Below are 11,315 nucleotides of genomic sequence, written 5' to 3' on the forward strand. Positions count from 1 at the left end.
AGAATTGCAGCATGCTGTTCTCCACGATTCACATGCCACGTCGCCTCTGGAAGCTGGCGCTTGTCGGCACATCGCTGCTGACGCTGGCGCTGTGCCGGCCTGCGCTCGCCCAACCGCCCAGCCCCACGCCCTTCGTGCGATTTGCCGAACTCGACATCGACAATGCCAGGCTCGAAGAGTTTCGCAAGGCCGCCCTTGAAAACGGCGAAGCCACTTTGCGCCTGGAGCCGGGGGTCCTCGCCTTCCATGCCGTGGCTGAAAAAGGCAATCCGGGCCGGGTGCGGGTGTTCGAGATGTATGTCGACGCAAAGGCCTACCAGGCCCACGTGCAGACGTCGCACTTCCAGAAGTTTCGCGCGCAGACAGACACGATGATGCTGCGCCGCGAACTGCATGAAGCCGTGCCCGTGCGCCTGGGCGCCAAGAAGAGCTTGCCTTCCCGGCCTCCTCATGTGCGGGTTGCAGAGCTGACGATCGATCCGGCCCAACTCCAGGCCTACAAGGACGCGGTGTCGGAAGAAATCGACACATCGATCCGCGTTGAACCGGGCGTGCTGGGCATCTACGCCTTCGCACTGAAAGAGCAGCCGGCACAACTGCGCTTCGTCGAAATCTATGCCGACGAAGCGGCCTACCGGCAGCACATCGACTCGCCGCATTTCAAGAAGTATGTGGAAGCCACCAAGTCGATGATCACCTCGCGCACGCTGCTGGAAGCTGAGCCGGTGTTCCTCGGCCTGCCGCCGGCAGCCAAGGCACCCGCGTACTACGTCTCCGAATTCGAACTCACCGACCCCGAAGGCATCAAGCCCTACAGCGCACAAGTAGAGGCAACCTTCAGGCCCTTCGGCGGCTACTACTTCGTGCGGGGCGGAAAGGTGAGCGCGCTCGAAGGCGAGCCTGCAAAGCGCATCGTCATGATCGCCTTTCCCAGCCTGGAGCGGGCACAGGCCTGGTACGACTCGCCGCAGTATCGAGAGATCCGTCCCATCCGCTTCAGGTCGGCGAAGTCGCGCGTGTACATCGTCGAGGGCGCGCCACCTTGACCGGTGCGCAGCGCCTCGCCCTACTCCACCGCCACCTTGCCTTCTTTCACCAGCCTTGCGAACTTCACCGTCTCGTCGCGGATGCGCGCTGCCATGTCGGCGGAGCTGTCGCCTATCGGGTCGGCGCCGATCGCGCGCATTCTCTCTGCGAAGTCCGGCGACTTGATGATCTTCACCATCTCGGCATTCAGTTTCACGACGATGTCCTTCGGCGTTCCAACTGGTGCCAGCACGCCGAACCAAGTGCCGATGTCGAAGCCCTTCAGGCCTGCCTCTTCGAGCGTCGGCACATCGGGCAGCACGGCAGAACGCTTGGCCGTGGTCACGGCCAAGGCGCGTAGCTTGCCGCCCTTGATGTGCTGAAGCACCGGCGTGATGGTGTCGAAGGACATGTCCACCTGCCCGCCCAGCAGGTCGGTGGTGAGCGGCCCGCTCCCCTTGTAGGGCACGTGCAGCAGCTTCACGCCGGTGCTGGCCTGGAACTGCGTGCCGATGAGGTGCTGCGCGGTGCCGTTGCCATTCGAGCCGTAGGCCAGTTCCTTGGACGATGACTTGCCGGCGGCAACCAGCTCAGCCACCGACCTTGCGGGCGTGAGCGACGCATTGACCACCAGCACATTGGGCACCATCGCCACCGTGGTGATGGGCGCCAGGTCTTTCTGGAAGTCGTAGGGCAGCTTCTTGTACACGCTGGTGGCAATGGTGTGGTGCACCGCGCCCATCAGCAGCGTGTAGCCATCGGGCTTGGCCTTGGCGACGTAGTCTGCACCGAGGGTGGCGCCGGCGCCCGGCTTGCTTTCCACGATCACGGGCTGCCCCAGGCTCTTGGAGAGCGCATCGGCGAGCGCGCGGGCCAGCACGTCGGTGGTGCCGCCGGACGGAAAAGGCACGACCAGGCTGATCGGCTTGGCCGGCCACGGCTCCTGCGCAGCGGCCCAGGGCGCGGCGGAGAGTGCCATGGCTGCCAGCACAGTTCCCGCAATGGCGCGGCGCCCCATGGCGAATGGTTGCTTCTTCATGTCTTTGTCTCCAGGCTGACGGCGTGCGCCGTTCTTCTTGCGGTTGGCGGCGGAAATGCAGCGGTCTCTATGCGAGCCGTGCGCACACGGCCTGCGTGACCTGCGCGGTGGTGGCGGTGCCGCCCAGATCGCGGGTATGAAGCGAGGGGTTGGCTGTCACGGCTTCGATCGCCTGCATGACGCGCCTTGCGGCCTCGGCCTCGCCCAGGTGCTCGAGCATCATCACGACCGACCAGAAGGTGCCGACCGGATTGGCCAGGCCCTTGCCCATGATGTCGAAGGCGGAGCCGTGGATCGGCTCGAACATCGACGGATAACGGCGCTCGGGGTCGATGTTGCCGGTCGGCGCAATGCCCAGGCTGCCCGCGAGCGCGGCGGCCAGGTCGCTGAGGATGTCGGCGTGCAGATTGGTGGCAACGATGGTGTCGAGCGAGGCCGGCCGGTTGATCATGCGCGCGGTCGATGCGTCGACCAGCTCCTTGTCCCAGGCGACGTCCGGAAACTCCCTGGAGACCTGCAGCGCAATCTCGTCCCACATCACCATGGCATGACGCTGGGCGTTGCTCTTGGTGATGACCGTGAGGAGCTTGCGGGGCCGCGACCGCGCCAGCCCGAAGGCGAAGCGCATGATGCGCTCGACGCCCGCGCGGGTCATCATCGAGACATCGGTAGCGGCTTCGATGGGGTGCCCCTGGTGCACGCGGCCACCGACGCCGGCGTATTCGCCTTCGGAGTTCTCGCGCACGATCACCCAGTTGAGGTCTCCTGGCCCGCAGCGCTTCAGGGGGCCGTCGATGCCAGGCAGGATGCGCGTCGGGCGCACGTTGGCGTACTGGTCGAAGCCCTGGCAGATCTTCAGGCGCAGCCCCCACAACGTGATGTGGTCGGGAATGTGAGGGTCGCCCGCCGAGCCGAACAGGATGGCGTCCTTGCCGCGCAGCGCCTCCAGGCCATCGTTGGGCATCATCACGCCGTGCTCGCGGTAGTAGTCGCCGCCCCAATCGAAATTCTCGAACTCGAAATTGAAGCTTCCGCCGGCCGAGGCCAGCGCCTGGAGCACCTGCTGGCCTGCGGGAATCACTTCCTTGCCGATGCCGTCTCCGGGAATGGTTGCAATCTTGTACGTCTTCATTTGGGCCGTCGTCCTTTGAGTGGTTCGGCCGATTCTGTGGTTTGCACCCGATGGCGTCGCACGGGTAAAGTGAATCCATCATTAACCGCAAGTCAACAATCAATCGACCATGAGCCACGGCATCCAGCCCTCCGAATTGGGCTTTTTCGTGCAGATTGCTACCGGCGGCAGCTTGAGCGCCGCGGCGCGCAACCTGGGGGTGTCCACGCCGGCGGTGAGCAAGCGGCTTTCGCAGATGGAGCAACGGCTTCGTATGCCGCTGGTCAACCGCACCACGCGGCGCATGAGCCTGACGCCGGAGGGCGAGGTGTTCCTGGAGCATGCGCGCCGCATCCTCGGCGAGCTCGATGACCTCGACCAGCTCCTGGCCAAGGGCAGAGGGTCGCCGAAGGGCCTGCTGCGGGTGAACGCGACCCTGGGGTTCGGCCGCATGCATGTGGCACCGGTGATCTCGCGCTACAGCCGGCTGTGTCCCGACGTGGAGGTGCAGCTGCAGCTGTCCGCCGATCCGCCGCCGCTGACGGACGATGCTTTCGACGTCTGCGTGCGCTTCGGCGAGCCGCCGGACGCGAGAGTGATCGCCAAGCGCCTGGCGCCGAACCGGCGGCTGCTGTGCGCCTCGCCCAAGTACCTGGCCCAACGCGGAATGCCGGTGGTTCCGAGCGACCTGGCGCGCCATGACTGCATCGGCATTCGCCAGGGCAACGACGCCTATGGGGTGTGGCGCCTTTCCAGCGGAAAAGGCCGCCGCGAACAGACCGAGACCATCAAGGTCCGCGGCGCGCTGACCACCAACGACGGGGAGATTGCGGTGCGCTGGGCGCTGGACGGCCATGGCATCGTCATGCGGGCCGAATGGGACATCGAGCGGTATCTCGCGAGCGGCCGCCTCGTGCAGGTGCTGCCGCAGTACCGCACGCCCGGCGCGGACATCTACGCCGTGTACGCGCAACGGCATCAGCTTTCTTCGCGCATACGGGTGTTCGTGGATTGCCTGTCCGACGCCTTCGCGCGCCTGGGGAACAAAAGCGACCCTGGCTCTGCAGGCATCGCCTGAAGACTTACATCGCTTCGCGCAGGCGGCTGTCGCGGCACACTGCGGGTGCCTGCAATCGTTGCCACATGGACACCACAGACCGTCGGCCGCCCTTCCCCTCCTGGTGGCGCATTGGCGCGCTCGCCTACTCCACGGTGGGCGTGGTGTGCGTGGTGTCGTCCGCCGCCTTTCCCGCAAACGAACTGGCCATGCTGGCGGCCATTGCGGGGGCGCTGCCATGGTCGCTGGCGCTGCTGACGCTCGATCTCGAACCGGGCGTTGCGCAGACGGCGCTGCTCCTGCTCGCGGGTGGTTGGGCCGTCAATGCGGCGCTGCTCTGGTGGCTGGCGCTCAGGCGCTCGGGGCGCTCGGGGCACCGGGCGCCGTCACGGGCCGACTGAGCGACACTCTTTTTCAGCCGCTGCGCCCAGTACCGCAAGCGGCTTTTCGATGCGATCATTTCGCCTGCCTCGTGCCTGGCGCGCGCACCCTGAACTCTGCATACGAAGGTTTCCCATGCTCCCTGATACGCAAGTCAACACGCCGCTGATCGGCCTGGCCGGCGGCCGGCAATCGCTCGATACACCCGCGCTCCTGCTCGACCTTGGCGCTCTCATGCGCAACATCGAGCGCATGGCCGCCTTTGCCAAGGCGCGCGGCGTGGGCCTGCGCCCGCACGTGAAGACGCACAAGTCGGTGGAGATTGCGCGGCGCCAGGTGGCCGCGGGCGCCATCGGCGTGAGTTGCGTCACGCTGGGCGAGGCGGAGGTCATGGTCAAGGCGGGCATTCCGGATGTGCTGATCACCTCGCCCGCCGTGACGCCGAGCAAGATCGCGCGGGTGGTCAAGCTTGCCAGGCTCGCGGGCCCCGGCGGAATGATGGTGGTGGTGGACGACCCGCGCAATGCCGCGGACCTTGCCGCCGCCACGCTCGGGCTGCCGCACCCGCTCGAGGTGCTGGTCGACTACGGCGCGGGCTACAACCGCACCGGCGCCGCAACCGAAGCGCAGGTGCTCGACCTGGCGCGCCGGATCGCGGCCGAGCCGCGCCTCAAGCTGCGCGGCTTGCAGGCCTACGCCGGCAACCTGCAGCACATTGTTGATCGGGAAGAGCGCAGCGCCGCGGCTGCCGGCCTGCGAGAAACCGTTGCAAGGATCGTCGCGCAGGCCGGGCAGGAGGGCATTCATTTCGAGATCGTGACGGGCGCCGGCACCGGCACGCACGATCTCGACGCGCAGCGCGACGCGTTCACCGAACTGCAGGCGGGCTCCTATGTCTTCATGGACGCGGAATACGCCCAGGTGCTTGGTGCCCCCGGGCAGCCGTCGCCCTTCGAGGTGTCATTGTTCGTGCAGACGGCAGTGGTGAGCGCCAATGCGGCGGATTGGGTCACGGTCGACGGTGGCACCAAGTGCTTTGCCACCGACGCCGGCGTGCCGCTGGTGGCGCGCGGCGCCGACCCGGCGAGCCGCTACGCGTTTTTTGGCGACGAGCATGGCAAGCTGCTGTTTGCCGGGGCGCGGCCGGCGCTGGGGGAGCGTGTCGAGTTCGTCACCCCGCATTGCGACCCGACGGTCAACCTGCATGACGCCTACCACGTGGTCGATGGCGACACCCTGGTGGCCATCTGGCCGGTGGATGCGCGCGGCAGGCACTAGGGCCGGGCGCTAGGGCTGGCGCTGCGACTCCGGGCTGAGGCAATGGCGAAGAATCGCCGAGCGGGCGGTCAAACCCTCGGCAGCGCCGCCAGATAGGTAGACACCACGATCGCCGCCGCGCGGTCCAGCTGCAGGATGTCCGCAACGTCGAACGCGCGCGCAGCAGCGCTTCCGCTCATTTCGGGCGGTACGCGGATCTCGACAAGAACTTCGGCCGCGAGTTCGCGGTCGCTCCGGGGCTTGCCGTCGGGGTGCATTACCCACTCGTCTATTTGCTCGAACGGAATGCTTCGGAAGACGCCGACGACAGGGATGTACTTGTAGCGATCCTCGCCCACCAGGATGGGCACACTGAGATTGCAGAAAAACGTGGTCGACATGCAGGATCGCCGTCGCAGTCAAAAGGATTAATTGTTAAGGAATGTGACTGAATCAGCCACCCTTCCGAACCCTTAATCCCAACCAAGACGTGACCTTAGTCACACAAAGGTCATGTTTGTCCGCGCGGCGACCAGCCCTTGGCAAGAACGCTTAATTCTTACAATCAAGATCCAGCCGCGCGGAATTGGCTGCTTTTAGCGGCCAAAGGCGAAAAACACCGGGTTTTCTGCCGGGGCGATGCAGTCAGGCGGCTGCGTTGAATCGGGGCGGCCGCCGCTCGATGTTGGCTTTGACCGCCTCGGTCTGGTTTGCGCTCCCGATCAGCGCGCGCTGCTCCACCGACTCGGCAACCAGCAGATCGGCCGCGCTTTGCGACAGCGCGGCGTTGAGCAGGCGCTTGCCTGCCCGGATGGCGTCGGGGCTCTTGCCCGCGATGTCCCGCGCCATCTGAAGGGCTTCGGCCAACGGTTCGGCGGCCAGCCGGGTGGCAAAGCCAAGCTGCAGCGCCTCCTCGCCCGAGAAGATGCGTCCGGTGAAGGTGAGCTCGCGCACCACGTCGCTCCGGGCGAGTTCACGCATCAGCACCATGCCGCCCATATCAGGCACCAGGCCCCACTTGATCTCCATCACCGAAAGCTTGGTGTCCGGCGCCATGATGCGGACGTCGGCGCCCAGTGCCACCTGCAGGCCGCCGCCAAAAGCCACGCCATGCACGGCGGCGATGACGGGCACCGGCACTTCGCGCCAGACCATCGCCACGTACTGGGCCGCGTTCGAAATGCCGTGGGTCCGGGTCGCCAGGTCGGTGCCGCCGGCCGCGGCGCCCAGCACGGCACTCGCGGCGCCCTGCCCCATGCGCTCGAACGAAGCCATGTCGAGCCCGGCGCAAAACGCCTTGCCCTGGCCCGAGATCACCACGGCGCGCACCGCGGCATCACGGCGCAAGGATTCGCCGGCCTCGATCAGCGCGTCGAACATCGCGGGGTCGAGCGCGTTCATCTTGTCGGCGCGCGCAAGCTGCAGTTCCACCACGCCGTCGGGGTGGCGGGTCCATTCGATTCGGTCGGCCATGTCGTGTCTCCTTCGGTTTTCTTTGCGCCAGTATCGCCCGGTGCGGGCGCTCGGCGATGATGGCGCCTGTCGCCCACCCAACACCTGCTTCGACCCATGCCCCTGGATCGCCGGATCTTTCTGCAATCGGGCGCCGCCGCCGTGGTGGCGCTGCTCCACGGAAGCGGTGCCCACGCATCCCCCAGCCCCAACGAGCCGGCCATGCTCGGCTTTACCGCCGTGCCCGCTTCGCTGCGCGACGCGGTCGTGGTGCCGCCGGAATACGAATGGCAGCTGCTCTATCCGTGGGGCACGCCCACGGGCGTGAAGGGCCAGCCGATGCCGGCCTTTGCGCCCGATGGCTCCCACAGCGCAGCCGACCAGGCACTGCAGGCGGGCATGCACCACGACGGGATGCATTTCTTTCCGCTTGCAACACCGGACCGCGCACTGCTCGTGATGAACCACGAATACACCGACGAGCAATTGCTCCACGCGGACGGCATCAAGGAATGGACCGCCGAGAAGGTGCGCAAGTCGCTGTATGCCATGGGTGTGTCGGTCATCGAAATCCGGCGCACGCGCGATGGCTGGCGGCAGGTGCGCCCGTCGCCCTATGCCCGCCGCGTGCACGGCAACACGTCCATGCGCATTGCAGGCCCCGCAGCGGGTACGCCGCTGATGCGCACACAGGCCAACCCCGCCGGTGACGAGGTGTTCGGCACCTTCGCCAACTGCGCGATGGGTGTGACGCCATGGGGCACCTACCTGACCTGCGAAGAAAACTTTCATGGCTACTTCGGCGGCCCGAAGGAAGCGGCCAATGACCTCACACCCGCACAGCGCCGCTACGGCACGGTGCCGGGCTCGCACTGGGTGGACTACTGGCGCTTCGACGAACGCTTCGACATGAGCCGGCATCCGAACGAAGCCCACCGCTTCGGCTGGGTGGTCGAAATCGATCCCTTCGATCCCGCGGCCAAGCCCGTCAAGCGCACGGCGCTCGGCCGCAAGCGCCAGGAAAGCGCCACCTGCACACTCGCCAAGGACCAGCGCCTGGTGGTCTACATGGGCGACGATGCGAGGTTCGAATACATCTACAAGTTCGTCAGCCACGGAAAAGTTTCATCCGGCGGCGGCAGTGCCGCCAACGGCCGGCTGCTCGACGAAGGCACGCTCTACGTCGCCCGGTTCGACGCCGACGGCCGCGGCCGATGGCTCGAACTCATCCACGGGCGCAACGGCCTCGATGCGGCGGGCGGCTTTGCCGACCAGGCCGAGGTACTGATCCACGCCCGGCTGGCGGGCGACGTGGTGGGCGGCACCCGCATGGACCGCCCGGAATGGATTGCGGTGCATCCGCAAACCGGCGAGGTGTACGTCACGCTCACCAACAACAGCCAGCGCGGCGAGCCCGGCAAGCCAGCGCCGGACGCAGCCAATCCGCGCGCCGGCAACCTCTTCGGCGGCATCCTGCGGTGGCGCGAGGACGGCGGCGATGCAGGCAGCGAAGGCTTCGCCTGGGACCATTTCGCGCTCGCCGGCGACCCGGCACAAACGGACAGCGGCGCGCGCTATCCCTCCGCCAATGCAGACGTCTTCGGCAGCCCCGACGGCTTGCACTTCGACAGCGGCGGCCTGCTCTGGATACAGACCGACATGAGCGGCCAGCTCATCGGCAAGCCGCCCTATGCATCGCTGGGCAACAACCAGATGCTGTGCGCCGATCCGGCGACGGGCCGCATCAAGCGCTTTCTGACCGCACCGAACGGCAGCGAGGTGACGGGTTGCGTGGTAACGCCCGACCGGCACACGCTGTTCGTCAACATCCAGCACCCGGGCGAATCGCGCGACGACGGCAGCGGAACGCCGACCAGCGCCTGGCCCGACGGCACCGAGCCAGGCAGCGCACGCCCACGCTCGGCCACGCTGGCCATTCGCCGGCGCGACGGCGGTATCGTCGGCAGCTGAAGCCCGTCCAAAAAAAAGGAGACCCTGCATGAGCATTCGCATCGTTCGCCTCGGCACACCGCGCGCCCAGGGCGAGGGCCTGCGCATCGGCACCGTGCGCCGTCCGCCGCGCGGCGTTCCCAAGACCGAGTTCGCCTCGCAAGACTGGTACGACGTGTGGTACCCGAACCTTGCACCTTCGGCCGAGACCATGAAGCTCGGCCAGGAAGCGGAAACGCCCGTGCAATGGAACGCCTTCATGCGCAAGTACAAGGCCGAGATGGCCGAGGCCGACGCGAGCCGCAGCCTCGACCTGCTCGCGGCGCTCTCCCACAGCACGGCGTTTTCGGTGGGCTGCTATTGCGAAGACGAGTCGCGCTGCCATCGCTCGCTGCTGCGCGCCCTGCTGGCCGAGCGCGGGGCGGACATCGCCGCGAACTGATTCAGACCTGCGGAAGAGCCACGAACGCAGGCAGCTTTTCCACATCGGCCGCAAAGGCTGCAAGCGAGGGGTAATCGGCGGGCGCAATCACGTCCGGGAGCACCAGCTGGGTGAAGCTCCATGCCACGGCGCTTGTCAGCGCGGCCTGCCCGATGGTGCCTTCGGCGCTGGGCGCAGGCAGCTTCCGCAGCTCGGCCTGGAGCCCTGCGTAAGCCGCACCAAGCTGGCCTCGTACCCTGTCGACCCATGGCGCGTGCTGCTTTTCCGGTGGGCGCAGCTTGCGCTCATAGACGATCTGAACCGACTTCTCGCACGCTGCCAGCGCAAGCCCGAGCACCTTCAGCGCATGCTGCCGTTCCTCCAGTCCAGAAGGCATGAGGCTGCGGCCGGCGAGTGTTTCGGCGTAGTCGATGATCAACGTGGAATCCATCAGCAGCGTGCCGTCGTCACACACCAAGGTCGGTGCCTTGACCACGGGATTGATCTCCCGAAACTGCTCGAAGGTGCTGAAGACCGAAATCGACCGGTGTTCGAACGAAAGCCCGAGCAGCCGCAGCGAGACAGCCACGCGGCGGACATAGGGCGAATCGAGCATGCCGATGAGTTGCATCTGCTTTTATTCCTGGTTGATATGGCGCAACGATACCGCGCGATCGGCTGCCGGCGGCAGGGTGGGCCCGTCAGCGCTGCGCCTTGTCCTTCTGGTTCTGCGCCTCGATGCGCTCGCGCGCGGCCTGCCAGTCGTCATCGCTCCATTGGCGCAGCTCGTAGAAGTTGCCGCCCGTGGCCAGCGCGTTGCCGCCGTCCATCATGATGCTCTGGCCGGTGAGCCAGTCGCACTGGCCCGGCGCCATGAGAAAGGCCGCCAGGTTCTGCAGCTCGCTCATGCGGCCGGTGCGCGCCATCGGGTTGGTCTTCTTGCTGCGCGCGCCGGGCTCCTCGCCGGGGTTCAGGCGCTTGCTCATGCCCTCGGTCGGAATTTCGCCCGGCCCCACGGCGTTCAGGCGAATGCCGTGGCGCGCCCACTCCACCGCCAGTGACTTGGTCATGACTTCGATGCCGGCCTTGCTCATGGCCGAAGGCACCACGTAGGGGCTGCCGTTGTCGACCCAGGTCACGATGATGCTCATCACGCTGCGCAGCGCGTCGCCCTCCTTCCATTTGCCGGCCTTCGCTTCGGCCACCCAGCGCTTGCCCACGGCCTGCGTGACGTAGAAGCTGCCGTGAAAAACGATGTTGGCAATGGCGTCGAAAGCGCGTGGCGAGAGGCTTTCGGTCGGGGCCACGAAGTTGCCCGCCGCGTTGTTGACGAGCCCCGTGAGGCCGCCGCTCTGGAAGAGGCTCTCGACCATCTCGTCCACGTTTTGCGCAATGCGGATGTCCACGCCGAAGGTGTCGATGCGGCGCCCGGGAAACTGCTGGCGCCACTCTGCAGCGGTTTCTTCGCAGACCGACTGGCGCCGGCCGCAGATTGCAACGTCGGCCCCCAGGCCCAGAAAGCGCTCGGCCATCGCACGGCCGAGGCCGGTGCCACCACCTGTCACGAGAATGCGCTGGCCGCTCATGAGGGAAGCTTCAAACATGGTGAATCTCCTTGGTG

At 66.5% G+C, this 11,315-nt stretch carries 12 protein-coding genes; 6 read left to right on the forward strand and 6 right to left on the reverse strand.

What is annotated here, in order from left to right:
• The first annotated feature begins 11 nt into the window (after positions 1 to 11).
• The gene (locus V9L20_RS06520) at positions 12 to 1,046 is read left to right on the forward strand and encodes an antibiotic biosynthesis monooxygenase (RefSeq protein ID WP_337295945.1); all 1,035 of its coding nucleotides are present in this window, start codon (positions 12 to 14) and stop codon (positions 1,044 to 1,046) included.
• Positions 1,047 to 1,066: 20 nt separating this feature from the next.
• Here V9L20_RS06520 and V9L20_RS06525 read toward each other — a convergent pair whose 3' ends face one another.
• Both V9L20_RS06525 and V9L20_RS06530 read right to left on the reverse strand, forming a co-directional pair.
• Positions 1,067 to 2,005: a tripartite tricarboxylate transporter substrate binding protein gene (locus V9L20_RS06525; protein WP_337296126.1), complete on the reverse strand. Its 939-nt coding sequence runs from the start codon at positions 2,003 to 2,005 to the stop codon at positions 1,067 to 1,069.
• A gap of 127 nt (positions 2,006 to 2,132) precedes the next feature.
• On the reverse strand, positions 2,133 to 3,197 hold the full coding sequence (locus tag V9L20_RS06530; protein ID WP_337295946.1) for a tartrate dehydrogenase: 1,065 nt from the start codon (positions 3,195 to 3,197) through the stop codon (positions 2,133 to 2,135).
• 109 nt (positions 3,198 to 3,306) lie between these two features.
• Here V9L20_RS06530 and V9L20_RS06535 point away from each other — a divergent pair, with 109 nt between their 5' ends.
• The 3 genes from V9L20_RS06535 to V9L20_RS06545 all read left to right on the forward strand — a co-directional run bounded on the left by V9L20_RS06535 (position 3,307) and on the right by V9L20_RS06545 (position 5,892).
• Positions 3,307 to 4,254, forward strand: coding sequence for a LysR family transcriptional regulator (locus V9L20_RS06535; protein ID WP_337295947.1), 948 nt, complete (start codon positions 3,307 to 3,309; stop codon positions 4,252 to 4,254).
• Positions 4,255 to 4,319: 65 nt separating this feature from the next.
• Complete coding sequence (locus V9L20_RS06540; protein ID WP_337295948.1) at positions 4,320 to 4,634, forward strand: hypothetical protein; 315 nt, start codon at positions 4,320 to 4,322, stop codon at positions 4,632 to 4,634.
• A gap of 115 nt (positions 4,635 to 4,749) precedes the next feature.
• Positions 4,750 to 5,892 (forward strand): DSD1 family PLP-dependent enzyme, encoded by a 1,143-nt coding sequence (locus V9L20_RS06545; protein ID WP_337295949.1) that lies wholly within the window; start codon positions 4,750 to 4,752, stop codon positions 5,890 to 5,892.
• A 68-nt stretch (positions 5,893 to 5,960) separates the two neighbouring features.
• Here the strand turns inward: V9L20_RS06545 and V9L20_RS06550 are convergent, their stop codons facing one another.
• Together V9L20_RS06550 and V9L20_RS06555 are read right to left on the reverse strand one after the other, a co-directional pair.
• Complete coding sequence (locus tag V9L20_RS06550; RefSeq protein ID WP_126747326.1) at positions 5,961 to 6,272, reverse strand: hypothetical protein; 312 nt, start codon at positions 6,270 to 6,272, stop codon at positions 5,961 to 5,963.
• 244 nt (positions 6,273 to 6,516) lie between these two features.
• On the reverse strand, positions 6,517 to 7,344 hold the full coding sequence (locus V9L20_RS06555; protein ID WP_337295950.1) for a crotonase/enoyl-CoA hydratase family protein: 828 nt from the start codon (positions 7,342 to 7,344) through the stop codon (positions 6,517 to 6,519).
• A 96-nt stretch (positions 7,345 to 7,440) separates the two neighbouring features.
• On the opposite strand from V9L20_RS06555, the gene V9L20_RS06560 reads away from it, so the two are divergent.
• Together V9L20_RS06560 and V9L20_RS06565 are read left to right on the forward strand one after the other, a co-directional pair.
• Positions 7,441 to 9,294: a PhoX family protein gene (locus tag V9L20_RS06560; RefSeq protein WP_337295951.1), complete on the forward strand. Its 1,854-nt coding sequence runs from the start codon at positions 7,441 to 7,443 to the stop codon at positions 9,292 to 9,294.
• Between the two features lie 28 nt (positions 9,295 to 9,322).
• Complete coding sequence (locus V9L20_RS06565) at positions 9,323 to 9,715, forward strand: DUF488 domain-containing protein (protein WP_337295952.1); 393 nt, start codon at positions 9,323 to 9,325, stop codon at positions 9,713 to 9,715.
• 1 nt (position 9,716) lies between these two features.
• Here the strand turns inward: V9L20_RS06565 and V9L20_RS06570 are convergent, their stop codons facing one another.
• Both V9L20_RS06570 and V9L20_RS06575 read right to left on the reverse strand, forming a co-directional pair.
• Positions 9,717 to 10,325, reverse strand: coding sequence for a glutathione S-transferase (locus V9L20_RS06570; protein WP_337295953.1), 609 nt, complete (start codon positions 10,323 to 10,325; stop codon positions 9,717 to 9,719).
• Positions 10,326 to 10,395: 70 nt separating this feature from the next.
• Positions 10,396 to 11,298: an SDR family oxidoreductase gene (locus V9L20_RS06575; protein WP_337295954.1), complete on the reverse strand. Its 903-nt coding sequence runs from the start codon at positions 11,296 to 11,298 to the stop codon at positions 10,396 to 10,398.
• Positions 11,299 to 11,315 lie beyond the last annotated feature (17 nt).

The organism is Variovorax sp. CCNWLW225 (assembly GCF_037204045.1).
GTDB lineage: Bacteria > Pseudomonadota > Gammaproteobacteria > Burkholderiales > Burkholderiaceae_C > Variovorax.